This is a genomic window from Pantoea jilinensis, from assembly GCF_019104105.1.
Lineage (GTDB): Bacteria > Pseudomonadota > Gammaproteobacteria > Enterobacterales > Enterobacteriaceae > Pantoea > Pantoea eucalypti.
In genome coordinates this window covers 2,766,186-2,790,945 of sequence record NZ_CP077746.1, presented here as the reverse complement: position 1 = coordinate 2,790,945, position 24,760 = coordinate 2,766,186, and the positions used below count along the sequence as shown (strand labels likewise).

The window sequence follows — 24,760 nt, the reverse complement described above, 5'->3', positions numbered from 1 at the left end:
GGCGATTTGTTGTTAATTCAGCGTTAATAAATTACCAGCCACTGCCGATTTAATAGTAAGATTTTAACTGAAATTAAAACTTAGGAATTATCTGTAGCGTAAAAATAATTTATTTTTTTATTTGAATTAGGTAGTCTTGGCGCTACAGTTTTATTAACCCCCCTTAATCAAGGACATTGTGATGAGTGACGCATTTAAGGTACTGAACAATATTCGCACATTACGTGCCCAGGCTCGTGAACTGCCACTGACCGATCTTGAAGAGATCCTGGAAAAATTAACGGTAGTCGTTACTGAGCGCCGCGAAGAAGCAGAAGCGGAAGAGACACAGAATCGCGAAAAAGAAGAAAAGCTGTCTAAATATCGCGAAATGCTGCTGGCTGATGGCATCGATCCTAATGAATTATTAGGTGCGCTGGAGAGCGGAAAAAAACGCACCAAGCGTGCGCCGCGTCCGGCTAAATATTCTTACACCGACGAAAATGGTGAGCAGAAATCCTGGACTGGCCAGGGCCGTACCCCGGCAGCGATTAAAAAAGCGCTGGATTCCGGTAAAAGCCTGGACAGTTTCCTGATCGATTGATCAACACAATCCTTGTAAGTGGGAGCCGGGGGGCCAATATGGCCCTCCGGCTTTTTTATTTCTGCCGGGATATCAATCACCCCGCCAGGAATCCACGCCTGACGCTGGCGTGCGCTGCGTCACATCTGGCATAATAGCCGCCGTTTTTTCATCCATTCTCTTCACAAAGGTCAATGCCGTGTTAGTTAGCAGCAATATCACCATGCAGTTTGGCAGCAAGCCACTGTTCGAAAATATCTCCGTTAAATTTGGCGGCGGTAATCGTTACGGTTTAATCGGTGCGAACGGCAGCGGAAAATCCACCTTCATGAAGATTTTGGGTGGCGATCTGGTGCCTTCAGGCGGCAACGTCTCTTACGATCCTAATGAGCGTATCGGTAAGCTGCGTCAGGATCAGTTTGCCTTTGAAGAATTCAGCGTACTGGACACCGTAATCATGGGTCACCATGAATTATGGGAAGTGAAGCAGGAGCGCGACCGTATTTATTCTTTGCCCGAGATGAGCGAAGAAGAGGGGTATAAAGTCGGCGATCTTGAAGCGCTCTACGGTGAGATGGACGGCTATAGCGCCGAGTCCCGTGCCGGTGAGTTATTGCTCGGCGTGGGTATTCCGGTTGAGCAACATTACGGCCCGATGAGCGAAATTGCGCCGGGCTTTAAATTGCGTGTGTTGCTGGCACAGGCGCTGTTTTCAAATCCCGATATTTTGTTACTCGACGAACCGACGAACAACCTGGACATCGACACTATTCGCTGGCTGGAGCAGGTGCTGAACGAGCGTGACAGCACCATGATTATCATTTCGCATGACCGTCATTTCCTTAATATGGTCTGCACTCACATGGCCGATCTGGATTATGGCGAGCTGCGGGTTTATTCCGGTAATTATGACGAATATATGACCGCTGCAACGCAGGCACGTGAACGTCTGTTATCAGATAACGCGAAGAAGAAAGCGCAGATTGCTGACTTACAATCGTTCGTCAGTCGTTTTAGTGCTAACGCCTCTAAATCGCGTCAGGCGACATCACGCGCCAAGCAGATGGATAAAATTAAACTGGATGAAGTGAAAGCTTCCAGTCGTCAGAACCCATTTATCCGCTTTGAGCAGGACAAGAAGTTGTTCCGTAATGCGCTGGAAGTGGAAGGTTTAACGAAAGGCTTTGATAACGGTCCGCTGTTTAAGAATTTAAATCTGCTGCTGGAAGTCGGTGAGAAACTGGCGGTCATCGGTGCCAACGGTATTGGTAAGTCGACGCTGTTGAAATCGCTGGTGGGTCAGCTTACGCCAGATAATGGCACTGTTAAATGGTCAGAGAACGCACGCATTGGTTATTACGCTCAGGATCACGCCGATGATTTTGCCAATGACCTGACAGTATTTGACTGGATGAGTCAGTGGAAACAGCCTGGCGATGATGAGCAGACCATTCGCGGTATTCTGGGTCGTCTGCTGTTTTCGCAGGATGATATTAAGAAGCCGGCGAAAGTGCTTTCGGGTGGTGAGAAGGGTCGTATGCTGTTCGGTAAGCTGATGATGGAAAAACCGAACATTCTGATTATGGATGAGCCGACCAACCACCTGGATATGGAGTCGATTGAATCACTCAATATGGCGCTGGAGATGTATGAAGGCACGCTGGTGTTTGTTTCACATGACCGCGAATTTGTCAGCTCGCTGGCAACCCGCGTGATTGAGCTGAAAGCAGACAAGGTGGTGGACTTCACCGGTAATTATGAAGATTACCTGCGCAGTCAGGGTATCGTCTGATAAAAACGGGGTGGCGCAGGCCACCCCGTTTTTTTGGTGCTGATGAGAGAGCTGAATGCTTATTGATTGTCAGAGGGTGTGGGTTGGGCTGAATGCCACGCTCATAGGTTATCTGACAGCAACGCAAATGCTCAAGGCGCAGGGAACACGGTCAGAGGAGGAAAGCGTCCCGCGCCAGGGACGGCGTGGGCCGAGCATCCATGGATGGTTTAAGCGACTTTCCGATCTGCCCGTGTTCCTGAAGCAGATCTCAATCTGATCGCTAAGCATTCACACTCTTATCAGCTGAGCGGGCTTCAGGGAGCATACGTGTTTCGCAAAGACATAAAAGACCCCATCCCTGGCATGCTCAGCGCGGGCGATTACGCACCTCATCCCTGAGGTGCGCTCGTAACCCGGCCAACGCATTGCGTTGTTCAAAAAACGCTCCCGGCGTTTTTATCCGGGCGGCGCGATGCTTTGCTACAGGCGTATGCTCCCTTCGCTTTAAGTTTTGAGCTGTCTGCGAACGGATATCTGCAGAAGGTTAATCTCCACCGCCACACACTTCACAGTGCGCGTCCTGCGCGACTTTCATGCTGCGGAACTCCGCGCTCATCGCATCGTACATCAGCAACCGGCTGGTGGCGGGTGTGCCAAAGGCGGTCAGTACTTTAATCGCTTCCATCGCCTGCATTGCACCAATGACGCCAACCAGCGGGGCCATGACGCCCGCTTCCACGCAACTCAGGGTCTGTTCGCCAAACAGGCGGCTGATGCAGCGATAGCAGGGCGTGCCGGGCTGCCAGTTAAATACGCTGATCTGACCTTCCATCCGAATTGCGGCGCCCGAGACCAGTGGCACCCGCTGCTGCCGACAGAGCCGGTTAAGCTGCTCACGCACCGCAACATTGTCGGTGCAGTCCAGCACCACCTGCTGCCGGGCAATCAACGCCAGCAGCGCTGCGTCCTCCAGCTGTCCATTGACCGGATGCAGCAGGCAGTGCGGATTGATAGCGGCCAGGCTTTGCGCGGCAGAGTCCACTTTGGCGCGGCCAATATCCACGTCATGGTGCAGAATCTGCCGTTGCAGATTAGAGTGCGACACGGTATCGAAGTCGAGCAGTGTCATGTTGCCGACGCCCGCAGACGCCAGATAGGGCGCGGCGGCGCAGCCGAGTCCCCCCAGCCCGACAACCAGCGCATGACTCGCTTTGAGCCGCTCCTGACCGTCGAAATCAAAGCCGCGCAGGACAATCTGCCGGTTGTAACGCAGTATCTCCTCATCGCTTAATTCAGGCACCATTTATGCCTCCAGCAAGGCGTTGAACGGTTCTACCTCAACCCATTCGCCCGGCTCAACGTTTCCGCGTTCACGTTCCAGCACGATGAAACAGTTCGCCTGGGCAAAAGAGCTGAAGACGTGTGAACCCTGCATTCCGGTCGTCTCCACCTCCAGATCACCCTGTGCGTTCTGGCGCAGGATGCCGCGCTGGAAGTCGAGGCGGCCCGGCGACTTTTTCAGTCGCGAGGCGCTGCGCACTTTCTGACGGGGCGGCAAGGCGGATTTTTGCTGGCCGGTAAGGGTGGCAAGCAGCGGCTGTACCATCTGATAGAAGGTCACGGCGGCGGAGACCGGATTGCCGGGCAGACCGCAGAACCAGCTGCTGTTAAGACGACCAAAGGCAAATGGTTTGCCAGGCTTAATCGCCAGTTTCCAGAAACTAATCGCGCCCAGCTCTTCCAGCATATTTTTAGTGAAGTCCGCTTCGCCGACCGAGACGCCGCCGGTGCTGATCACCACATCCGCCTGCCGATCGGCTTCCTCAAATGCGGCGCGAAGGGCAGCAGGATCATCTTTGATGATGCCAAGGTCGATGACTTCACAGTTGAGCTTATGCAGCATCAGCGAGACCGCAAAACGGTTAGTGTCGTAAATCTGGCCCTCTGCCAGCGGCTCACCGACCGGCTGAAGCTCATCACCGGTGGAGAAGATAGCGACCCGCAGTTTACGTAGCACGCTCACCTGTGCGATACCCAGCGAAGCCAGCAGCGGCAGCTCGGCGGCACCCAGACGTGTTCCCGCTTCCAGCACCACATGACCTGGCTGAATGTCGTCGCCGGTCAGGCGGATGTTTTGTCCTGGACGCACGGGCGCGGTAATCACAATCGCATCGCCCTGAGATTCGGTCTGTTCCTGCATCACCACCGCTTCACAGCCTGCGGGCACTGGGGCACCGGTCATGATGCGAATCACGCTGCCTTGCGGCCACTCACCGCTGAACGGCGCGCCCGCAAAGGCTTTGCCCGCGACGGGTAACGGCTGGCCGCTGCTGACATCGGCCAGCCTGACGGCGTAGCCATCCATCGCAGAGTTATCAAAGGGCGGCACGGCGATCGGGGAGGTGACGGCTTTTGCCGTGATGCGGCCGACCGCGTCGGCCAGCGACACGCTCAGTGAGTCGGTAACGGGCGTCAGCTGTGACAGCATTTTTTGTTGCGCCTCCTCAAGGGAGATCAAACCTGCAGTAAAACTTTCCATAAACAGTCCAGCCTGGTTAACTCAGATGCTGCCTATTATGAGTCGGATTAGCCGCTGAGTCACATCGGTGTCGGTCAGACGCGCCGGTTGTTATGGCAAAAATGAATCAGGGTGGTAAGAAAAGGTTATAACCACAGGAACAGTTTCCGCTTTACAACACTTAGCAGGCTTTCTATAGTCAAAAATCACCCAAAATGGGTGAAAACCATTTTAAATCAGTGTTTTTCGTCCTGATGCAACCACAGGGTAAAGCGTTATGGTCAATGCAGTGATCGCCATTCACGGCGGCGCGGGTGCAATTTCGCGCGCAGCAATGAGCGCTGAAAAAGAACAACACTATCGTCAGGCGCTACACGATATTGTTACTCAGGGTCAGCAGATACTGGCTCAGGGTGGCAGCGCACTGGATGCGGTGACGGAGGCCGTGCGACTGCTGGAGGAGTGTCCACTTTTCAACGCCGGTAAAGGCGCGGTGTTCACCCATCAGGGCACTCATGAACTTGATGCCTGCATCATGGATGGGCGTACGCTGGATGTGGGCGCGGTCGCGGGCGTGACGCGGGTGCGTAATCCGGTGCTGGCGGCACGTGCCGTGCTGGAAAAAAGCGAGCATGTGCTGTTTATCGGCGAGGGTGCAGAGCAGTTTGCCGTAGCGAACGGGCTGGAAATGGTTGCACAAGATTACTTCTCAACGCCGGAACGCTGGGAGCAGTTGCAGCGCGCGCTGAACAGCGATACCGCGGTGCTGGACCACGATGGTGCCGCGCACAGCGACGACCCGCTCGATCCGGACCGCAAGTTCGGTACGGTAGGCGCCGTCGCGCTGGATCTGGCAGGCAACCTGGCTGCAGCTACCTCAACGGGCGGTATGACCAATAAACAGGCCGGGCGGGTCGGCGACTCACCGCTACCGGGTGCGGGCTGCTACGCCAGCAACGACAGCGTGGCCGTCTCCTGTACCGGCACCGGTGAAGTCTTTATGCGCACGCTGGCGGCCTACGATGTGGCTGCGCAGATGCGCTACGCCGGACGTTCGCTGCAGCAGGCTACGGTTAATGTCATTCATGACAGCGTGCTGGAACTGGGCGGCAGCGGCGGGCTGATTGCGGTGGATCGTGCAGGTAACGTGGCGCTGCCGTTTAACAGCGAAGGCATGTATCGGGGTGTTGGGCGCGTCGGCGAAGCGGCGGACGTCGCGATATATCGCGAAAGTTAAGGAGCAGTGATGAGCGACAGGCAAACGTTACCGCCGCTGGCCCCTGAACAGGTACTCGCGGTGCGCGATCTCAATGTGCGTTTTCAGCACGAAGACACCGTCACGGATGCGGTGCGTCATTTGTCACTCGATCTGTTTCGGGGCGAAACGCTGGCGCTGGTGGGGGAGTCAGGTTCGGGGAAATCGGTCACCTCGCTGGCGCTGATGAGACTGATTGAGCAGGCGGGCGGAATCGTCAGCGGAGAAGTGCAATTGCGCCGTCGCAACGGCGACGTGCTGGATCTGATGCGCGCCTCAAAAGGTCAGATGCGCCGGGTGCGCGGCGCGGATATGGCGATGATCTTTCAGGAGCCGATGACCTCACTGAATCCGGTCTTCTCCGTGGGCGAGCAGATTGCCGAATCCATTCGTCTGCACCAGGGCCTGAGCCACGCCGGGGCGCTGGCAGAGGCGCGCCGGATGCTGGATCTGGTGCGCATTCCCGATGCGCAGAATGTCTTATCCCGCTTTCCGCATCAGTTGTCGGGTGGGATGCGCCAGCGCGTGATGATTGCGATGGCGCTCTGCTGCAAGCCGGCGTTGCTGATTGCCGATGAACCGACCACCGCGCTTGACGTCACCATTCAGGCGCAGATTCTGCAGCTCATCCGCGTGCTGCAAAAAGAGATGCAGATGGGGGTGATTTTTATCACTCACGATATGGGCGTGGTCGCCGAAATGGCCGACCGGGTGCAGGTGATGTATCGCGGCGAAGTAGTGGAAAATGCTCCGGTCGCCGAGCTGTTCAGCGCACCACAGCAGCCCTATACACAGGCGCTGCTGGCGGCGGTGCCAAAACTCGGCTCGATGCAGGGGCAGCCTTTACCCGCCAAATTCCCCTTGCTGCACAGTGATGCCGTTGATGATGTGCCGCAGGATACGGTACGCCGCCTGCAGCCGCCGATTTTGCAGGTGCGCGATCTGGTCACCCGCTTTGATATTCGCGGTGGTCTGCTAAATCGGGTTAAAAGCCGGGTTCATGCCGTCGAAAAAGTCAGTTTTGATCTCTATGCCGGTGAGACGCTTGCACTGGTGGGGGAGTCTGGCTGTGGTAAATCGACCACCGGCCGCTCGCTGCTGAAGCTGGTGGCCAGTCAGGGCGGCACGCTGACGTTTGACGGCCAGCGAATAGATCATCTATCCGGTGCCGCGCTGGCCCATCTGCGGCGTGATATTCAGTTTATCTTCCAGGATCCCTACGCCTCGCTGGATCCCCGGCTGACGGTCGGCTTCTCCATTATGGAGCCGCTGCTGGTCCACAAGGCGATGCCGCGTCGCGAGGCGGAGCAGCGCGTTGCCTGGTTGCTGGATAAAGTGGGACTGCTGCCGGAACATGCTCAGCGTTATCCGCATGAATTTTCTGGCGGGCAGCGTCAGCGCATCTGTATAGCCCGCGCGCTGGCGCTGAACCCCAAAGTGGTGATTGCCGACGAGTCCGTCTCGGCGCTGGATGTGTCGATTCAGGCGCAGATTATTAATCTGATGCTCGACCTGCAGCGCGAGTTTGGCATCGCCTTCCTGTTTATTTCCCACGATATGGCGGTGGTGGAGCGTATCAGCCACCGCGTGGCGGTGATGTATCTCGGTCAGATTGTCGAGATGGGGCCGCGTCAGGCGGTGTTTGAACAGCCTCAGCATCCCTACACCCGAAAACTCATGGCAGCGGTGCCGGTCGCCGATCCGGCTCACCGGCGTCGTGAACGCGCCTTACTGGTCGATGAGATCCCCAGCCCGATCCATGCGTTAGGGGATGAACCTGAAGTGGCGCCGCTGATGGAGGTGGCTCCGGGCCATTTCGTCGCCCGCCACATTATCAGCGCGACCTGAACAGTGACAATGTCGCCCCGGCGACCAACCCGACAGGGATTACAGGAGAACAAGATGCAGATGACGATGCGTAAAGGGTTACTGGCAGCTGGCGTGTTAAGCAGCGCAATGACATTGCCCGCCTGGGCAGCACAGGATGCGGTGATTGCCGTCGCGTCCAACTTCACCACGCTCGATCCCTATGACGCCAATGACACACTGTCGCAGGCGGTCGCGAAATCCTTCTATCAGGGTCTGTTTGGCTTCGATAAGGATATGAAACTGACTAACGTGCTGGCAGAGAGCTATCAGGCCAGCGCCGACGGCCTGACGTATACCATCAAGCTGCGTCCTGGCGTGAAGTTCCAGGATGGCACGGATTTCAATGCGGAAGCGGTAAAGGTCAACCTCGATCGTGCCAGCAACCCGGATAACCATCTCAAGCGCTACAACCTGTTTAAACGCATCGCCAGTACGGAAGTCGTGGATCCGACGACGGTAAAAGTGACGCTGAAAGAGCCGTTCTCTGCCTTTATCAACAACCTGGCCCATCCGGCGGCGGCGATGATTTCGCCAGCCGCGCTGAAAAAATATGGCAAAGAGATCGGTTTCCATCCGGTAGGAACCGGACCGTTTGTGTTTGAAACCTGGAACCAGACCGATTTTGTGAAAGTGAAGAAGTGGGACGGTTACTGGAAGCCGGGCTATCCGAAGCTGGACAGCATCACCTGGCGTCCGGTGGTGGACAACAACACCCGTGCGGCGATGCTGCAGACCGGCGAAGCAAACTTTGCTTTCCCGGTGCCTTATGAGCAGGTGAAACTGCTGGAAAAGAACAGCAAGCTGGATGTGGTGACCTCACCTTCCATTATGCAGCGTTATATCAGCCTCAACGTCACTCAGAAGCCGTTCGACAACCCGAAGGTACGTGAGGCGCTGGAATATGCCATCAACCGTCAGGCGCTGGCGAAAGTGGCTTTCTCCGGTTACGCCACACCCGCTACCGGCATCGTGCCGTCCGCTGTCGACTTTGCACAGACCTATCCGGCCATCAGCTACGATCCAGCCAAAGCCCGTGCGTTGCTGAAAGAGGCGGGTTATCCGAACGGGTTTGAAACTACGCTTTGGTCATCACATAACCACAGCACCGCGCAGAAAGTGTTGCAGTTCACTCAGCAGCAGCTGGCGCAGGTTGGCGTGAAGGTAAAAGTCACGGCGATGGATGCGGGCCAGCGTGCCGCAGAAGTGGAGGGCAAGGGCCAGAAAGAGAGCGGCGTGCGGATGTTCTACACCGGCTGGTCTGCTTCAACGGGCGAAGCAGACTGGGCGCTGACGCCACTGTTTGCTACCGCAGCCTGGCCACCGGCGATCTTTAACACGGCGTTTTACAGCAATCCTAAGGTGGATAAAGATCTGGCCGATGCGCTGAAAACCACTGACCGTGCAGAGAAAGCGCGCTTGTATAAAGATGCGCAGGACACCATCTGGCAGGACCATCCGTGGATCCCGCTGGTGGTGGAGCAGCTGGTTTCTGCCAACAGCAAAAACCTCAGCGGTTTTTATGTGATGCCCGATACCTCATTCAATTTTGATGAGGCCACTCTGAAGTAACGGAGCCGGCCAGCCTGCGTGGCTGGCCGCAGCTGCAGGATGTTGCATGTTTAACTATTTTCTTAAACGACTGTTGGGGCTGATTCCAACGCTGCTGATAGTGGCGGTGCTGGTGTTCCTGTTTGTTCATATGCTGCCGGGCGATCCGGCACGCCTGATTGCCGGGCCGGAAGCTGATGCCTCCGTGGTGGCGCTGGTGCGTCAGGAACTGGGGTTGGATCAGCCGCTGCCGCAACAGTTCTGGCATTTTATGCTGAATGCGCTGCAGGGTGATTTCGGCCAGTCGATGGTCTCAAAGCGGCCGGTTGCGGATGAGATCGCCTCGCGCTTTATGCCGACCCTGTGGCTGACGCTGGCCAGCATGATCTGGGCGGTGATTTTTGGCATGACCATCGGCATTGTTTCGGCTGTCTGGCGCAACCGCTGGCCTGACAGGCTGGGGATGACGCTGGCGGTATCGGGCATCTCGTTTCCCGCCTTTGCGCTGGGCATGCTGCTGATGCAGGTCTTCTCAGTGGAGCTGGGCTGGCTGCCAACCGTCGGTGCTGACAGCTGGAAACATTACATTCTGCCCTCGATCACCTTAGGTGCGGCGGTGGCGGCGGTAATGGCACGCTTTACCCGCGCGTCGTTCGTGGAGGTGATGCAGGAAGATTACATGCGCACCGCCAGGGCTAAAGGGGTACGCGAGTCGCTGGTGGTGGTGAAACACGGCCTTCGCAACGCGATGATCCCGGTGGTGACGATGATGGGGCTGCAGTTTGGTTTTCTGCTTGGGGGATCGATCGTCGTCGAAGTGGTGTTTAACTGGCCGGGACTGGGCCGTCTGCTGGTCGACTCGGTGGCGATGCGCGACTATCCGGTTATTCAGGCAGAGGTGCTGCTGTTTTCACTGGAGTTTATTCTGATCAATCTGTTTGTCGACATGCTCTATGCGGTGATCAATCCCGCTATTCGCTTTAAGGAGTCGCGATGAAAAACTGGCGACGTGAAGCGGCCCTGAAAACAATGCCGCTGATTGCGGAGAACCGGGTTCGTACGCCATGGCGAGAGTTCTGGCGGCGCTTCCGGCAGCAGCCGGTGGCGCTGCTGGCCGGCGCGTTTGTACTGCTGCTGATTGTGCTGGCGGTTATCGCTCCGTGGATTGCGCCGTTCGACGCAGAGAACTACTTCGATTATGACCGGCTCAATGAGGGCCCGTCCCTGATTCACCTGTTTGGTGTCGATTCGCTGGGTCGTGATATTTTCAGCCGGGTGCTGGTCGGGACGCGTATTTCCCTGATTGCCGGTTTCTTTTCGGTGGTGATCGGCGCATTGATTGGCACGCTGTTTGGGCTGCTTGCCGGGTATTACGAAGGCTGGTGGGACCGCATTACCATGCGCATCTGTGACGTGCTGTTCGCGTTTCCCGGCATCCTGCTGGCAATTGCGGTGGTGGCGATCATGGGCAGCGGCATGAGCAACGTGATTGTGGCGGTGGCTATCTTCAGTATTCCCGCCTTTGCCCGCCTGGTGCGCGGCAATACGCTGGTGCTGAAGCATCAGACCTATATTGAGTCAGCACGCAGTATTGGCGCGTCTGACTGGACCATTCTGATGCGGCATATCCTGCCCGGTACGGTATCGCCGATTGTGGTCTATTTCACCATGCGGGTCGGCACTTCGATCATCACCGCTGCCAGCCTGTCGTTTCTGGGGCTGGGTGCACAACCGCCCACACCGGAGTGGGGCGCGATGCTGAATGAGGCGCGTGCCGACATGGTGATTGCGCCTCATGTAGCGATTTTCCCCAGTCTGGCCATTTTCTTCACGGTTCTGGCATTTAATTTACTGGGAGACGGGCTGCGTGACGCACTTGATCCTAAACTAAAGAGATGAAACCTTTCGATTATGATCAGGACTTCAGCACGATTGATTTCCGCCAGCATCCCGAGCGTTATCAGGTCGGGCGAGGCGAGCAGGGTGTGCTGATGGTCGAGCCTTATAAGAGCGAAATTCTGCCGCACTGGCGTTTTCGCACTGTCCCCATTGCTGAAGAGTCGGCTGAGAAAATCATGGCGCTGTTTGAGGATTACCGGCGTCAGGATGATTTTGTCGGTATGGATATGGCGCGCAAATTTATCCAGATGGGGTATACCCGAGCGCGTCGCTACAGCAATCATAAAGGCGGACGCAAGTATGACGCAGACGGCAAAGAGCTGCCGCGCGGCGTCAACGAAGAGAAAGCCGCAGCGGCGGCCATTTTCAAAGCGTACTGGGATAAACTTCGGGAAGATGAGGACTATCTGAAACGTAAAAAAGCGCATCAGCAACAGTATGGCTGAGTGCTGATTCCCCCCGGCGGCCTGTCGCGCAGCATTGCGGTTCAGGCGGCCCTCCAGCGTGTGCCACAGCCGCTGACGTAAAAGTGAAAGTACGTCCACCTGCTATGTCGTGCGTAAAGTAGTGAAAAAACGCGTAAAAGCGGAGCGCGATCTCAGGTAAAAAAAGCAGACGGATCAAACGTTACCTTTTCCAGTAACTTCCCGTGCTATAAAAAGAAATCAACCAGGATGCTTCTGGCTGACCGATAAGCGAAACGCTGACAGTGGCGATGGTCTAGGGCTGACTGCAAAACTCGGGTTGATATTCACTTGTTTTCATTAATAATAAACCAGCAAACCCCACTGAGGAGGCTATGCTCCTCAGGTAATGAAATGGATAATGTGAGAGCTAAATAATGAAAGAGATCATCAACGGATTTCTGAATTTCCAGCAGAATGTGTTTCCTGAAAGGAAGGATCTTTTCAAAAGCCTGGCGTCAAATCAAAATCCGAAAGCGCTGTTCATCTCCTGTTCAGACAGCCGTCTGGTGCCTGAACTGGTAACACAGCAGGAGCCAGGAGAGCTGTTCGTTATCCGCAATGCGGGCAACATCGTTCCCTCATTCGGCCCGGAGCCAGGCGGTGTCTCTGCCACTATCGAATATGCGGTTGTCGCACTGGGTGTCTCCGACATCATCATCTGTGGTCACTCTAACTGTGGTGCCATGAATGCCATCGCCTCCTGCGCCTGCATGGATACCATGCCAGCGGTTGAGCACTGGCTGCGTTATGCCGATGCGGCAAAAGCGGTGGTTGAGCAGCGTCAGTATGACTCGCCAGAGAAGAAGCTGAACGAAATGGTCAAAGAGAACGTTATCGCCCAGCTCAACAACATGAAAACCCATCCGTCGGTCTCCGTTGCCCTGCGTAATGGCAAGCTGCGTCTGCACGGCTGGGTCTACGATATCGAAAGCGGCACCATTATGGCGCTGACCCAGGGTGGCAAGCAGTTCATCACCCTGTCGGATAATCCGGATACCTGTTTCGAGTAATGCCTTTCACCCGCTGCGTCCTGCAGCGGGTTTCCTGTTTAATCTTTTGTAAATCCTCAGGTTCACCCCGCGACGGATGACTACGCTTAAGGTCAAGCCATCCTGTCAGGAGATCCCTATGTCCCGTTTTTCGACCGCTCTGCTGCTGAGTAGCGCGCTATTCTGCGCTTCGCCGCTGTTTGCCGCTGACGTGAAAGTTGAGGTATTACAGGATAAGTTACAACATCCATGGTCCGTTGCCTTTCTGCCCGACAACAAAACCCTGCTGATTACCGAACGTAGCGGACAGTTGCGCAGCTGGAGCCCGGAGAGCGGTCTGTCGCAGCCAATCAAAGGGGTGCCGACAGTCTGGGCACAACGGCAGAGTGGTTTGCTGGACGTGGTGCTGGCACCCGATTTTGCGACCAGCCGTCGCGTCTGGCTGAGCTACACCGAGGCGAACAGCAGCGGCAAAGCGGGCGCGGTAGTGGGCGTCGGGACGCTGAGCCAGGATAACCGGCAGCTCAGCGATTTTCGTGAGGTGATTCGGCAGACGCCGATGCTCTCCAGCGGCAACAATATCGGCACCCGGCTGGCCTTTGATACCCAGGGTTATCTCTGGATTGCATTCGGCGATAATTTTGTCAGCAGTGCGGCGCAGGATCTCGATAAGCTTCAGGGCAAGCTGCTGCGGCTGAATGCTGATGGCAGCGTGCCTGACGATAACCCGTTTGTGAAAAAGGCCGGCGCACGGCCAGAAATCTGGGCCTATGGTCTGCGTAATCCGCAGGGACTGGCGCTTAACCCCTGGACCGGCATGATATGGGAAAACGAGCATGGCCCGCGAGGCGGCGATGAAGTGAATATCATGGCCCGGGGCAAGAATTACGGCTGGCCGCTGGCGACGTACGGCATTGACTACAATGGCGACAACGTGCCGGAGTCAAAAGGCACTCATGTCGCGGGCACCGAACAGCCGCTGTATCACTGGAAAGTTTCTCCGGCTATCAGCGGCATGGCGTTTTATAACAGCGCCCGTTTTCCCCAGTGGAAAAACTCGCTATTCATCGGTGCACTGAAAGAGAAAAACCTGATTCGTCTGAGTATTAACGGCGAAAAAGTGGTGGAGCAGCAGCGGCTGCTGGGGGATCAGAATGTGCGGATTCGTGATGTGCGACAGGGGCCGGATGGCTATCTCTATGTGCTGACCGATGAGGCCAATGGCAAGCTGTTGAGAGTGGGATTAGCGCAGGACGCTGGCGCATCCCGCGGCTAAAAACCTTGTCCATCAGGTGAGTTAATTTTTCAGTCTGCACCTGGCTCTGCTTGCAACCCTCGCGTACTCCATGTGCGTTCCGATTGTTCAGCGCCCGGGCTGTCTGCAAAAATTACGCCCGATGGACACGACGCTGAATCAGCGAGCCCAGTGATAAACCTGCCATCCACGGTTTAACGCTTCCTGGTGTAGCTGCGCATCCGGGTTGATGACATGGGCATGATCGGCCTGCTCCAGGAGCGGCAGGTCGTTCATTGAATCACTGTAGGCCCAGGTGCGCTCAAAGTGCTCCTGCTGCTGCAGCGCTTTCCAGTCACCCAGTCGGGTCACTTTGCCCTCTTTATAGGTCATGGTGCCGTAGGTGTTGCCGCTGTAACGCTCGTCCACGATTTCAACACCAATCGCCAGCGCGCCGCAGGCTCCGAGTTTCTCAGCAATCGGCACCACCAGATGCTCGCCGCTGGCAGAGATGATCATCACCCGGTCGCCGCGCGCCCGATGCCATTCGATCCGCTCGCGGGCGGCCGGATAGACACGAGGCAGGATGTCGCGCTGAATGAAGCGACGCACCCAGCCTTCAACGGTCAGCGTCGCCATGCCCGCCAGCGGTGAGAGCGTCTTATTCATATACTCTTCAATCGAAAGCGTACCGGCATAATACTGATTCATTAATGCCTGTTCCTGATCAATCAGTTCGCTGGGAGCAAATCCCTGTGATACCAGCCAGCGCAGCCACAGGCTGGTGCTGTCTTCACAAATGAGTGTTTCATCAAGATCAAAAAGGGCTAAGTCCATGGTCGGTCTCCTCGGCTGACTGGCGTTCAGGTTAGCTGATATTTGTGACGGGCTTAACTCTTCTGCGAAAAATCGGAATTTCACGCAGTTTTGGTGGCGACAGAATCGGAAAAAAGGGGCACGCGCGCGGCGTTTATGCCAGGGTTACTCTACTAAACTCTAAAAAACTTTACGATTCGACGGTTTTTTTCACTGCCGTCAGGGGGTAGCGTTTGAGTGAGAATTTTCTGCCCCTGGAATTTCGATTTAACAAGGACAATCCGGCCAAGCTCATGACAAACACTCGCTTCTCATCTCGCCTGCGGCACTTTGCTGCCACCTCATTACTGATTCTTGCCCCCATCAGCGTTTTTGCTGAGCAGGCTCCCGCCGCGCCCGGCATTGATGCTAAAGCGTGGATTCTGATCGACTACGCCAGCGGTAAAGTGCTGACTGAATCCAGTGCCGATCAGCGTCTCGATCCCGCCAGTCTGACTAAGATGATGACGAGCTACGTAGTGGGTCAGGCAATTAAAGCAGGCAAAATCAAACCGGATGATCTGGTCACCGTCGGACAGGATGCCTGGGCGACTGGCAATCCTAAGCTGCGCGGCTCTTCGCTGATGTTCCTCAAGCCTGGCGACCGCATTCCGGTGCATGAGCTGAATAAAGGAATTGTGATTCAGTCCGGTAATGATGCCTGTATCGCGCTGGCGGATTATGTGGCAGGCAGTCAGGATTCGTTCATCGGCCTGATGAATAACTACGTGAAGGCGCTGGGACTGCAGAACACCCACTTTATGACGGTGCATGGTCTGGATGCAGAAGGGCAGTACAGCACTGCGCGGGATATGGCGCTGATTGCTCAGGCGCTGATCCGCGATGTGCCTGAAGAGTACGCCCTGAATAAAGAGAAAGAGTTCACCTTTAACAATATTCGTCAGATCAACCGCAACCGTCTGTTGTGGAGCACCAACCTCAAAGTGGATGGCGTTAAAACCGGCCATACCTCAGGCGCAGGCAATAACCTGGTGGCCTCCGCGACGGAAGGCGATATGCGTCTGATCTCGGTGGTACTCGGCACCGCCAGCGATGCGATTCGTTTTCGTGAAAGTGAAAAGCTGCTGACGTGGGGCTTCCGTTTCTTTGAAACAGTAACGCCGATAAAAGCGGATGCGCCGTTTGCGCAGCAGCGGGTCTGGTTTGGTGACAAGAGTCAGGTGAATCTGGGTGTGGCGAAAGATGCCGCACTGACCATTCCAAAAGGGCAGATGAAGAACCTGAAGGCGAGTTTCAAACTCAATGCGCCGCAGCTTGAAGCGCCGCTGAAGAAGAATCAGGTGGTCGGCACCATCGACTTCCAGCTTGATGGCAAAACGATTGAGCAGCGTCCGCTGGTGGTGCTGCAGGACGTGCCGGAAGGCGGCTTCTTCAGCCGGATGATTGATTTCGTGATGATGAAGTTCAACGGCTGGTTCGGGAAGTGGTTTTCATAAGTCTGAGGGACGCTGAGGCGTCCCTGCTGACTGCTGGCAAACCCAAATCAGGATGCATCTGGCAGCAATGAATTAGCTTAACGTGCAGGGAACACGGTCAAAGGAGGCAAGCGTCCCGCGCCATGGACAAAAACGCCGGGAGCGTTTTTGAACAACGCAACGCGTTGGCCCCTTTACGGGCGCCCCTCAGGGATGAGGTGCGTACTAAAAACGCCGGGAGCGTTTTTGAACAACGCAACGCGTTGGCCCCTTTACGGGCGCCCCTCAGGGATGAGGGGCGTAATCGCGCGGGCGGAGCGAGCCATGGATGGCAGTTTTTGCGTCTTTCCGATCCGAGCGTGTTTCCTGTGCAGGCTCAGTCTTACAGCAACCAGTCCAGACTTTGTCAGCAATCTCAGGAACGCTAACATGTCCCTTTTTAATCCTGCGTCCAGCCTTTACGAATCGGTACGGCAAACAGCGCCCTGTAGAGCGGGTTGATCACCGCCAGCATCCGCTCGCCATAGAACTGCCACGCCAGATGCGACGCCAGACAACTCAGCAGACCCACCAGGAACCCACCCAGCATATCCATTGGCCAGTGAACGCCCAGGTAGACCCGCGACCAGGCGATAGCGCAACCCCCTATCATCAGCACTACGCCCGACCAGAGGCGATGCCAGAAGATAAAGGCCAGCGCAAAGGTGAAAATCGTGGTGCCGTGATCGCTGGGATAGGAGTCATCGGCGGCGTGGTGCAGGAACTGATAGCCGTAACCAATGGCAAAAGGGCGGGGATGCGGCAGCAGATGGCCGACACACCAGGAGATTGCCAGCGCATAAATCAGCGCCATACCGGTTTTCAGAACCAGCGCCCGTTGTGAAGAAACCTGATCGCGCGGTCCCCAGAGCCACATCGCCACAATTAACAGCGGCACAATGGCAATCAGGTCTTTGGCAATAAAGGTCGCGAGGTGTATTAACCAGGCGGGTGACGCCGGAGTGGCATTGATGGCAGTAAACAGTGAGTGGTTCAGCTCTTCCATTTCGGGATACATTCCTCAGCACAAATAGCTAACTTAACAGCGCACCATCCTGCTTTTTAAGACGCAATTCGTCTACGGAAAGGCTCCGAATCTGATAATGAGTTGCACAACTGTTTAAGTTTTATGACCGTTTCGGGTCAGTTTGTGGTGCTGGTGAGTGGCGCAGGGAGGAAAAAAGGGCATAAAAAAACCCGCCAGGAAAAAGACCAGCGGGCTCCACAATTTGGGGATTTCAAAGAAAAGCAGTGGCACTTATTATGACTATCGCTTAACTATAAAGTTCTGGACGCAGGCAAAAAAATTTTATAAAGGCAAAATTGGCCAGATGATCACAATCAGTGTCCCCGCCAGCGTGAGCAATACGTTGGCAATGGCATAGGTTCCGGCATACCCCAGCGCCGGAATATTGCTGCGTGCGGTATCACTGATAATCTCCATGGCCGGTGCACAGGTTCGCGCACCCATGATGGCACCAAACAGCAGGGCGCGGTTCATCCGCAACACATAGGCACCAAACAGATAGCAGATGATCACCGGAATCAGGCTCACCAGCAGGCCGCAAAGTAGCATCAGGGCACCGTCACTGCTCAGGCCGTGATTAATGCCGCTGCCAGCGCTTAATCCTACTCCCGCCATAAACACCATCAGCCCGAACTCTTTCACCATCGTCAGCGCGCCCTGCGGAATATAACCAAAGGTCGGATGGTTGGCACGGAGGAAGCCGAGCATGATACCGGCGAACAGCAGACCCGCTGCGTTACCAATACCAAAACTGAAATTGCTGAACTGGAAAGTAATCAGGCCAATCATCAGACCCACGATAAAGAAGGCGCAGAAAGCTAAAAGATCGGTCATCTGACTGTGAATCGCGATGAAACCAATGCGATCGGCCACACTTTTGACCCGTCGTGCCTCACCGCTGACCTGCAGCACATCACCTTTGTTCAGTATGATGCTGTCATCGATCGGCATCTCAATCTGACTGCGTATCACCCGGTTCAGGAAGCAGCCGTGATCGGTGAGGTTTAACTTGCTCAGGCGCTTGTTTACCGCATTATGGTTCTTCACCACGATCTCTTCGGTAACGATGCGCATATCCAGCAGATCGCGGTCAAACACCTCTTTACCATTACGAAAGCTGGGGTCGAGCCGGGCATGTGCGTCGGGATAGCCGACCAGCGAGATATCATCACCCAGCTGCAGTACCGCATCCCCATCGGGACTGGCGAGAATACCGTTGCGGCGAATACGCTCAATGTAGCAACCGGTCTGACGATAGATGCCCAGTTCACGCAGGTTTTTGCCCCCGCTCCACGCCACCAGTTCCGCGCCCACGCGATAGGCGCGAATGACGGGAAGAAAGACTTTGCGCTGGCTGTCCGCATCCAGACCGCGTTCCCGGGCAATTTGCTGGGCACAGGTGGGCAGATCCTGATGTTGCAGACGGGGCAGGTAGCGTGCGCCAAAAATCAGACTCACCAGGCCAATCAGATAGGTTACGGCATAGCCGAGGCTCAGCTGATCCTGCATGAGTGCGAGCTGCTTTGGATCGGTGATGCTTTGCCGCAGGGTATCACCCGCGCCGACCAGTACCGGCGTTGAGGTCATCGAACCGGCCAGCATGCCAGCGGTGAGGCCAATATCCCAGCCAAAGAGTTTGCCCAGCCCCAGCGCCAGCAGCAGTGCGCTGACCACCATGACGATGGCGAGCATGAAATAATTTTTGCCGTCGCGGAAGAAAATGGAAAAAAAGTTGGGACCGGCTTCAACGCCGACACAAAAAATAAACAGCATAAAGCCCAGGCTCAATGCATCGGTATTGATCGTGAAGTGTTGCTGGCCTAATAAGAGCGAAACGACTAATACGCCAATCGAATTTCCCAGCTGAACTGAGCCAAGACGCAACTTACCCAGACAAAGGCCAAGCGCTAAAACGACAAATAATAACAAAATGTCATTTCCGCTTAACAATCCTGCGACGTTAATATTCACTGTTTAACTTCTTGTTTACATGTAAGCTATTGAAGAGTAGCCTGTTTTTCGTTATCGTGAGCAGGCCGTTGAGGTTCTGTTGTATCAATGCTGTAAATGGAACCTTTACCGCGGCGCTATTCTAATCACAATTATCTTTCTCAGCCATTGGCTGTTTTCATTCGTTGCCACAACGAACTGTTTCTTTTTATTTCCATCTGAACGCATCAGGGATATCAGCAGGTTATTGTCGGGGTTATTTTTAATCAGTGGGGTAGTATGCCGCAGCGCTCTTATCTCTGGACAACCCGCCTGTGCGGCGTGGTGTTGTATAGTCTGGTGTTTGTTTTTACCTGTCGTTTCTGGCAAGTCGGTCCCGGCCCGCTTCGTGGTCAGCCCGAATTACTGCTCTTTATGTTGCCCGGTATTGTGATGGCGTTGATGCAGGTGGAAAGCCCGCTAAAAAGCACGCTGCTGATGGGACTCTGGGGAACGTTACTGGCAGCACTGCTGTTAAACAACAGCCTGTTTATTCACAGTAGCGGATTCTTTTTAGTGGCCTGGAGCCTGAGCGCCCTGTTCTGGGCAGGTTGCGGGGCATTGCTGGTGCGATTGATGCAGATTGTCATGGCGTCACTCAACTGAAGGGTGCCGTTTGATTTCCCACAGCCAGAGAGCAAAAAAGGCGAGACAGAATTTTCTGCCTCGCCTTTTTCATTCCGGCCCTTTGCGCTTACGCGACAAATCCCAGATTCTCTTTAGTCCATGCAGCGAACTCGGTGTAGCCACCTATATGTTTTTCGTCCACGAAAATCTGTGGGACGGTGCTGACCGGTTTACCGGCGCTGGCTTCCAGATCGGCTTTTGTAATGCCTTCTGCGTTAATATCAACGTACTGGTAGCTAAAATCATCGCGCTCAGCGGTCAGTTTATCGGCCAGTTCGTGGGCACGCACACAGTAAGGACAGCCCGGACGACCAAAAATAACAGCAATCATAAAGAACTCCTTGCAGCGACTATTATGTGATGTATGTCACACAACGAAACAGAGAATGGGCACCATCATGCCCGCTCGTATCGCTTAAGGAAAGCAGGATTTGCCTGTTAGTCTGATGCCCGCACGCTATTGCCGCGCGTTCAGGAAGCATCTGAAACAGGGGCTTTTTCGCAGCAGCGGCCTCTATATCCCGCGCAATTTTTGGGTTGTTGACCATAATTGACGCTCAGTAAGCCGCTAAGGCAGGAGGATGTGATGCAGAGTGTAGCCAGATTGCCCCGGTTTGTGGTGGTGATGGAGGCGGCAGGTGGCCTGTTGATTTTAGGCGCGCTGCTGCTGATCAACCACTGGCTTCCGCTGCCAGACATGGCTGACGTGAAAACGCTGGCCACTGTGCTGTTCATCGCCGGCGTGGTTCTGATGCTGCCTGCTGCGTGGCTGTTAATGTGGCGCACCGCGAAAGCGATAGCACCACAGCTGTTCAATCAGATTGATAAAAAAAGATAATTTTGCTGGAGACTTTATGACACCGACCATTGATTTACTGTGCAGCCACCGTTCGATCCGCGCCTTTACTGACCAGCCGGTCAGCGAAGAGCAGCGTGAAGCGATTATTAATTCGGCGCAATCGGCGTCCACATCCAGCTTTTTACAGTGCTCTTCTATTATCCGTATCACCGACAAAGCGCTGCGTGACAAGCTGGTAACGCTGACCGGCGGGCAGACGTGGGTCGCAGATGCGCCTGAGTTCTGGATTTTCTGCGCGGACTTTAATCGCCACCTGCAGATTTGCCCGGATGCACAACTGGGCCGTGCCGAGCAATTGCTGCTGGGCTGTGTCGACACCGCGCTGATGGGGCAGAATGCCATGGTCGCAGCGGAATCACTGGATCTGGGCGGCGTCTTTATCGGCGGGATTCGTAACAGCATTGCGGAAGTGACAGAACTGCTGGGCCTGCCGAAGTTTGTGCTGCCGCTGTTTGGTTTCTGCCTGGGTCATCCGGAATCGAAGCCGGACGTCAAACCGCGTATGCCACATGCGATGCTGGTACATGAGAATCGCTATCAGCCACTGGATCCGGCGGTGCTGGCAGAATACGATAGCCGCACAGAACTCTATTATCAGCAGCGCGACAGTAACCAGCGTAGTGAAACCTGGAGCGAGCTAATCCAGCGGCTGATCATTAAAGAGACGCGTCCGTTTATGCTCGATTATCTGCATCAACAGGGCTGGGCCACGCGTTAATTCAGAAAGGGAGAGCAGCGATGAAGATAGCCATCCTGTCACGTGACGAAACGCTCTATTCCAGCCGACGATTGCGTGATGAGGCCGCTGCGCGCGACCACGAAGTACAGGTCATCGATCCGCTCTCCTGCTATATGAATATCAATCCTGCCTCGCCAGCGGTTCACTATTGTGGTGAACCGCTGGGTCATTTCGATGCCGTTATCCCGCGCATTGGTAACGCCATCACTTTTTATGGCGCGGCGGTACTGCGGCAGTTTGAAATGTGTGGCAGCTATCCGCTGAATGAGTCCGCCGCCATTACCCGCACCCGTGACAAATTGCGCTCGCTGCAGCTGCTGGCACGAGAAGGCATCGACATGCCGGTGACCGGCTTTGCCTCTTCGCCCGATGATACCGATGATTTGATTGCCATGGTGGGCGGCGCACCGCTGGTGGTCAAGCTGGTAGAAGGAACCCAGGGCATTGGTGTCGTGCTGGCCGAAACACGTCAGGCGGCAGAGAGTGTTATTGATGCCTTTCGCGGCCTGAATGCCCATATTCTGGTGCAGGAGTTTATTAAAGAAGCGCAGGGACGTGACATTCGCTGTCTGGTGATCGGCAATCAGGTCGTGGCCGCGATTGAGCGTGTCGCGAAAGAGGGCGATTTCCGTTCCAACCTGCATCGTGGTGGCAAAGCGTATCCCGTCGAGATCACGTCACAGGAGCGGCAGATGGCCGTGAAAGCGGCAGCCACACTGGGACTGGAAGTGGCGGGCGTCGATATTCTGCGCGCTCATCGTGGCCCACTGGTGATGGAAGTTAACGCCTCGCCAGGTCTGGAGGGCATCGAAACCAGCAGCGACCTTAACATCGCCGCGTTAATGATCCAGCGGATCGAGCAGCAGGCTATCCCCGGGCTCCGTCCTAAAACCGCTGGCTGACGCGCGCTTTTCAGCAGTTTTCGTGGCATCGCCGCGCATTTTTCCGTAAGCTAAGTCGCCTGTTTATCACCCCACTGGGATTTTACGATGGATTCTCTTGTCGTTCCGGATATCGACCTGCTGCGTCGCTGGCTGGATCAGCAAAATATCACCTGGTTCGAATGCGATGCCTGTCAGGCACTTCATCTGCCTCACATGCAAAACTTTGATGGGGTGTTTGACGCCAAAATCGATCTGGTCGACAACGTCATTCTGTTTTCGGCGCTGGCTGAAGTGAAGCCAACGGCGCTGATTCCGCTGGTCGGCGATTTGTCGCAAATCAATGCCAGTTCACTGACGGTGAAAGCATTTATCGACATTCAGGATGATAATCTGCCGAAGCTCATTGTCTGTCAGTCAATGACCACCACGGCAGGATTAACGTTTGGTCAGTTCTCACACTTTATGAAGCAGAGTGAAGAGCAGATCTCCATGGTCATTCTGGAAGCCTTTGCCAACAATTTGCTGATTGTGGGCGAAGAAGAAGAGCACGTTCCGGTGACCAGCGTCCATTCTGTGCTGCACTAAGCCCGACAGGGTCGCCCACTAAGCCGTCCCTGAGACGGCTTTTTTATGCCCGCTATCCGCCGCCGCCTTTTTTTATTCTGCACTTTGCCCTTTAACGCCAGATATTTGTCGTGGTTTATGCCATCAAAGCCGAACCTCATAGCTTAAACATGCATAAAATATCGGTTTCAGGCGTTTTTTACGCTGAGGTCTGGTACAGCATGACGGGTGGGGCTATGCTTGCGGGGCTGTAACAGGCGCGTAACTGCGTCTCAGCTATAGGTTTTTGCTATTAAACTCCCGCTGAATAATGATTCATTGTGTCACTGACGTTTTGTCCGGAACGCAATGCAGGGATCTCTGATTTGCAGCGTTGTAATGACCCGCTCAGGAGGATGGAAAAATATGTTCAACTCACGTCAGAAATGGCTGTCAGCTGTGGTAGCTGCTGCGCTGATGGCCGCGTCGGCCAGCAGCATGGCGGAAGATAAAACGCTGCACGTCTACAACTGGTCCGATTATATTTCGCCAGATACCGTGCCGAACTTTGAAAAGCAGTCCGGCATCAAAGTGGTCTACGATGTGTTTGACTCCAACGAAGTGCTGGAAGGCAAACTGATGGCGGGCAGTACCGGCTACGATGTTGTGGTGCCATCTTCCAGTTTCCTGGCGCGTCAGCTGCAGTCCGGGGTATTCCAGCCGCTGGATAAGAGCAAACTGCCTAACTATAAAAACCTCGATCCGGCACTAATGGAAAAAGTGGCGCAACACGATCCGGGTAACAAATATGCCATTCCATATCTGTGGGGCACCACGGGTATTGGCTATAACATCGATAAAGTTAAAGCCGCACTGGGCGCCGATGCGCCAGTCAACAGCTGGGATCTGGTGCTGAAGCCAGAAAACCTGGAGAAACTGAAAAGCTGTGGCGTTTCCTTCCTGGATGCACCAGAAGAGATTTTCGCCACGGTACTGAACTATCTGGGCAAAGATCCGAACTCCTCTGATGCTAAAGAGTATTCCGGCGCGGCCACTGACCTGCTGCTGAAACTGCGTCCGAATATCCGCTACTTCCACTCGTCGCAGTACATCAACGATCTGGCTAACGGTAACATCTGTGTCGCCATCGGCTGGTCGGGCGATATTCTGCAGGCGAAAAACCGTGCTGATGCCGCGAAAAACGGGGTGCACCTGGGCTACAGCGTACCGAAAGAGGGCGCACTGGCCTTCTTCGATATGATGGCGATCCCGAAAGATGCGAAAAACCTCGACGGTGCTTACGCCTGGCTGAACTACATCATGGATCCGAAAGTGATCGCCGATGTCTCTAACAAAATGAACTACGCCAACGGCAACAAAGCGTCGCTGCCGCTGATCAATGCTGATGTCCGTAACAATCCAGGTATCTTCCCGACACCTGAAGCGATGTCGAAATTGTTCGTGCTGAAAGTCCAGGATCCGAAACTGGATCGTGTGCGTACGCGTGCATGGACTAAAGTAAAAAGTGGTAAGTAGTTCGTCCTTAACGGATTGACCTGTCACGCATCAGCAACAGAGGCGCAATACCGGCCTCTGTTGTGCCATTTTTAGCGGCAAATTTTGCCGCAATGTTCCGCCTGGCTCCGG

General features: G+C 55.0%; 23 protein-coding genes. 17 read left to right on the top strand and 6 right to left on the bottom strand.

The genetic code is table 11. The annotated features are described in order from the left end of the window. The first annotated feature begins 181 nt into the window (after positions 1 to 181). Together KTJ90_RS13165 and KTJ90_RS13160 are read left to right on the top strand one after the other, a co-directional pair. A complete protein-coding gene (locus tag KTJ90_RS13165) occupies positions 182 to 583 on the top strand; it encodes an H-NS family histone-like protein (protein WP_003850507.1) in 402 nt (133 codons plus the stop codon). 178 nt (positions 584 to 761) lie between these two features. Next, positions 762 to 2,354 carry an ABC-F family ATPase gene (locus KTJ90_RS13160; RefSeq protein WP_008925818.1) on the top strand — a complete coding sequence of 531 codons (1,593 nt, stop codon included), beginning with the start codon at positions 762 to 764 and terminating at the stop codon, positions 2,352 to 2,354. 526 nt (positions 2,355 to 2,880) lie between these two features. Here KTJ90_RS13160 and moeB read toward each other — a convergent pair. Beyond that, on the bottom strand, positions 2,881 to 3,639 hold the full coding sequence (gene moeB, locus KTJ90_RS13155) for a molybdopterin-synthase adenylyltransferase MoeB (protein ID WP_039659275.1): 759 nt from the start codon (positions 3,637 to 3,639) through the stop codon (positions 2,881 to 2,883). Next, a complete protein-coding gene (moeA, locus tag KTJ90_RS13150; RefSeq protein WP_078804211.1) occupies positions 3,640 to 4,875 on the bottom strand; it encodes a molybdopterin molybdotransferase MoeA in 1,236 nt (411 codons plus the stop codon). 256 nt (positions 4,876 to 5,131) lie between these two features. Here moeA and KTJ90_RS13145 point away from each other — a divergent pair, with 256 nt between their 5' ends. From KTJ90_RS13145 to KTJ90_RS13110, 8 genes are all read left to right on the top strand, one after another. Further along, the gene (locus KTJ90_RS13145; RefSeq protein WP_003852309.1) at positions 5,132 to 6,091 is read left to right on the top strand and encodes an isoaspartyl peptidase/L-asparaginase family protein; all 960 of its coding nucleotides are present in this window, start codon (positions 5,132 to 5,134) and stop codon (positions 6,089 to 6,091) included. Between the two features lie 9 nt (positions 6,092 to 6,100). Further along, positions 6,101 to 7,957, top strand: coding sequence for a dipeptide ABC transporter ATP-binding protein (locus KTJ90_RS13140; protein ID WP_105099360.1), 1,857 nt, complete (start codon positions 6,101 to 6,103; stop codon positions 7,955 to 7,957). Positions 7,958 to 8,011: 54 nt separating this feature from the next. Then, positions 8,012 to 9,547: a glutathione ABC transporter substrate-binding protein GsiB gene (gene gsiB / locus KTJ90_RS13135; RefSeq protein ID WP_140033576.1), complete on the top strand. Its 1,536-nt coding sequence runs from the start codon at positions 8,012 to 8,014 to the stop codon at positions 9,545 to 9,547. Positions 9,548 to 9,593: 46 nt separating this feature from the next. Continuing rightward, positions 9,594 to 10,523 (top strand): glutathione ABC transporter permease GsiC, encoded by a 930-nt coding sequence (gsiC, locus tag KTJ90_RS13130; protein ID WP_003852314.1) that lies wholly within the window; start codon positions 9,594 to 9,596, stop codon positions 10,521 to 10,523. Continuing rightward, positions 10,520 to 11,425 (top strand): glutathione ABC transporter permease GsiD, encoded by a 906-nt coding sequence (gsiD, locus tag KTJ90_RS13125; RefSeq protein ID WP_003852316.1) that lies wholly within the window; start codon positions 10,520 to 10,522, stop codon positions 11,423 to 11,425. The genes gsiC and gsiD overlap by 4 nt, the downstream gene beginning before the upstream one ends. Continuing rightward, positions 11,422 to 11,871: a DUF4385 domain-containing protein gene (locus KTJ90_RS13120; RefSeq protein WP_003852318.1), complete on the top strand. Its 450-nt coding sequence runs from the start codon at positions 11,422 to 11,424 to the stop codon at positions 11,869 to 11,871. Before gsiD ends, KTJ90_RS13120 begins: the two co-directional genes overlap by 4 nt. A 395-nt stretch (positions 11,872 to 12,266) precedes the next feature. Next, entirely contained in the window at positions 12,267 to 12,902 is a 636-nt protein-coding gene (locus KTJ90_RS13115) for a carbonic anhydrase (protein WP_003852320.1), read from the top strand. A gap of 118 nt (positions 12,903 to 13,020) precedes the next feature. After that, positions 13,021 to 14,157 carry a PQQ-dependent sugar dehydrogenase gene (locus KTJ90_RS13110; RefSeq protein ID WP_499024886.1) on the top strand — a complete coding sequence of 379 codons (1,137 nt, stop codon included), beginning with the start codon at positions 13,021 to 13,023 and terminating at the stop codon, positions 14,155 to 14,157. 138 nt (positions 14,158 to 14,295) lie between these two features. Here KTJ90_RS13110 and KTJ90_RS13105 read toward each other — a convergent pair whose 3' ends face one another. Continuing rightward, positions 14,296 to 14,952 (bottom strand): HAD family hydrolase, encoded by a 657-nt coding sequence (locus KTJ90_RS13105; RefSeq protein ID WP_003852323.1) that lies wholly within the window; start codon positions 14,950 to 14,952, stop codon positions 14,296 to 14,298. A gap of 272 nt (positions 14,953 to 15,224) precedes the next feature. Here KTJ90_RS13105 and KTJ90_RS13100 point away from each other — a divergent pair, with 272 nt between their 5' ends. Continuing rightward, positions 15,225 to 16,427 (top strand): serine hydrolase, encoded by a 1,203-nt coding sequence (locus KTJ90_RS13100; RefSeq protein ID WP_039659304.1) that lies wholly within the window; start codon positions 15,225 to 15,227, stop codon positions 16,425 to 16,427. Positions 16,428 to 16,845: 418 nt separating this feature from the next. Here KTJ90_RS13100 and ybjG read toward each other — a convergent pair whose 3' ends face one another. Beyond that, the gene (ybjG, locus tag KTJ90_RS13095; RefSeq protein ID WP_003849253.1) at positions 16,846 to 17,451 is read right to left on the bottom strand and encodes an undecaprenyl-diphosphate phosphatase; all 606 of its coding nucleotides are present in this window, start codon (positions 17,449 to 17,451) and stop codon (positions 16,846 to 16,848) included. A 303-nt stretch (positions 17,452 to 17,754) separates the two neighbouring features. Then, complete coding sequence (locus tag KTJ90_RS13090; protein WP_003849258.1) at positions 17,755 to 19,443, bottom strand: aspartate:alanine antiporter; 1,689 nt, start codon at positions 19,441 to 19,443, stop codon at positions 17,755 to 17,757. 258 nt (positions 19,444 to 19,701) lie between these two features. Here KTJ90_RS13090 and ybjM point away from each other — a divergent pair, with 258 nt between their 5' ends. Continuing rightward, positions 19,702 to 20,067, top strand: a complete 366-nt coding sequence (gene ybjM / locus KTJ90_RS13085; RefSeq protein WP_003849260.1) for an inner membrane protein YbjM — start codon at positions 19,702 to 19,704, stop codon at positions 20,065 to 20,067. 88 nt (positions 20,068 to 20,155) lie between these two features. On the opposite strand, the gene KTJ90_RS13080 is transcribed toward ybjM, so the two are convergent. After that, positions 20,156 to 20,419, bottom strand: coding sequence for a GrxA family glutaredoxin (locus KTJ90_RS13080; protein WP_003849263.1), 264 nt, complete (start codon positions 20,417 to 20,419; stop codon positions 20,156 to 20,158). Positions 20,420 to 20,674: 255 nt separating this feature from the next. Between KTJ90_RS13080 and KTJ90_RS13075 the strand changes: the two genes are divergently transcribed. The 5 genes from KTJ90_RS13075 to potF all read left to right on the top strand — a co-directional run bounded on the left by KTJ90_RS13075 (position 20,675) and on the right by potF (position 24,649). Continuing rightward, the gene (locus KTJ90_RS13075; protein WP_003849267.1) at positions 20,675 to 20,926 is read left to right on the top strand and encodes a DUF1418 family protein; all 252 of its coding nucleotides are present in this window, start codon (positions 20,675 to 20,677) and stop codon (positions 20,924 to 20,926) included. Positions 20,927 to 20,942: 16 nt separating this feature from the next. Next, the gene (gene nfsA, locus KTJ90_RS13070) at positions 20,943 to 21,665 is read left to right on the top strand and encodes an oxygen-insensitive NADPH nitroreductase (RefSeq protein WP_003849269.1); all 723 of its coding nucleotides are present in this window, start codon (positions 20,943 to 20,945) and stop codon (positions 21,663 to 21,665) included. Positions 21,666 to 21,685: 20 nt separating this feature from the next. Continuing rightward, the gene (gene rimK / locus KTJ90_RS13065) at positions 21,686 to 22,588 is read left to right on the top strand and encodes a 30S ribosomal protein S6--L-glutamate ligase (RefSeq protein ID WP_003849271.1); all 903 of its coding nucleotides are present in this window, start codon (positions 21,686 to 21,688) and stop codon (positions 22,586 to 22,588) included. Between the two features lie 87 nt (positions 22,589 to 22,675). Then, on the top strand, positions 22,676 to 23,155 hold the full coding sequence (locus KTJ90_RS13060; protein ID WP_003849273.1) for a YbjN domain-containing protein: 480 nt from the start codon (positions 22,676 to 22,678) through the stop codon (positions 23,153 to 23,155). Between the two features lie 384 nt (positions 23,156 to 23,539). Next, positions 23,540 to 24,649 carry a spermidine/putrescine ABC transporter substrate-binding protein PotF gene (gene potF, locus KTJ90_RS13055; RefSeq protein WP_003849278.1) on the top strand — a complete coding sequence of 370 codons (1,110 nt, stop codon included), beginning with the start codon at positions 23,540 to 23,542 and terminating at the stop codon, positions 24,647 to 24,649. Positions 24,650 to 24,760 lie beyond the last annotated feature (111 nt).

Coding starts and splice junctions, on each gene's coding strand:
- KTJ90_RS13165 (WP_003850507.1), top strand. CDS start 182: ATGAGTGACGCATTTAAGGTACTGAACAATATTCGCACATTACGTGCC.
- moeB (WP_039659275.1), bottom strand. CDS start 3,639: ATGGTGCCTGAATTAAGCGATGAGGAGATACTGCGTTACAACCGGCAG.
- moeA (WP_078804211.1), bottom strand. CDS start 4,875: ATGGAAAGTTTTACTGCAGGTTTGATCTCCCTTGAGGAGGCGCAACAA.
- KTJ90_RS13145 (WP_003852309.1), top strand. CDS start 5,132: ATGGTCAATGCAGTGATCGCCATTCACGGCGGCGCGGGTGCAATTTCG.
- KTJ90_RS13140 (WP_105099360.1), top strand. CDS start 6,101: ATGAGCGACAGGCAAACGTTACCGCCGCTGGCCCCTGAACAGGTACTC.
- gsiB (WP_140033576.1), top strand. CDS start 8,012: ATGCAGATGACGATGCGTAAAGGGTTACTGGCAGCTGGCGTGTTAAGC.
- gsiC (WP_003852314.1), top strand. CDS start 9,594: ATGTTTAACTATTTTCTTAAACGACTGTTGGGGCTGATTCCAACGCTG.
- gsiD (WP_003852316.1), top strand. CDS start 10,520: ATGAAAAACTGGCGACGTGAAGCGGCCCTGAAAACAATGCCGCTGATT.
- KTJ90_RS13120 (WP_003852318.1), top strand. CDS start 11,422: ATGAAACCTTTCGATTATGATCAGGACTTCAGCACGATTGATTTCCGC.
- KTJ90_RS13115 (WP_003852320.1), top strand. CDS start 12,267: ATGAAAGAGATCATCAACGGATTTCTGAATTTCCAGCAGAATGTGTTT.
- KTJ90_RS13110 (WP_499024886.1), top strand. CDS start 13,021: ATGTCCCGTTTTTCGACCGCTCTGCTGCTGAGTAGCGCGCTATTCTGC.
- KTJ90_RS13105 (WP_003852323.1), bottom strand. CDS start 14,952: ATGGACTTAGCCCTTTTTGATCTTGATGAAACACTCATTTGTGAAGAC.
- KTJ90_RS13100 (WP_039659304.1), top strand. CDS start 15,225: ATGACAAACACTCGCTTCTCATCTCGCCTGCGGCACTTTGCTGCCACC.
- ybjG (WP_003849253.1), bottom strand. CDS start 17,451: ATGGAAGAGCTGAACCACTCACTGTTTACTGCCATCAATGCCACTCCG.
- ybjM (WP_003849260.1), top strand. CDS start 19,702: ATGCCGCAGCGCTCTTATCTCTGGACAACCCGCCTGTGCGGCGTGGTG.
- KTJ90_RS13080 (WP_003849263.1), bottom strand. CDS start 20,419: ATGATTGCTGTTATTTTTGGTCGTCCGGGCTGTCCTTACTGTGTGCGT.
- KTJ90_RS13075 (WP_003849267.1), top strand. CDS start 20,675: ATGCAGAGTGTAGCCAGATTGCCCCGGTTTGTGGTGGTGATGGAGGCG.
- nfsA (WP_003849269.1), top strand. CDS start 20,943: ATGACACCGACCATTGATTTACTGTGCAGCCACCGTTCGATCCGCGCC.
- rimK (WP_003849271.1), top strand. CDS start 21,686: ATGAAGATAGCCATCCTGTCACGTGACGAAACGCTCTATTCCAGCCGA.
- KTJ90_RS13060 (WP_003849273.1), top strand. CDS start 22,676: ATGGATTCTCTTGTCGTTCCGGATATCGACCTGCTGCGTCGCTGGCTG.
- potF (WP_003849278.1), top strand. CDS start 23,540: ATGTTCAACTCACGTCAGAAATGGCTGTCAGCTGTGGTAGCTGCTGCG.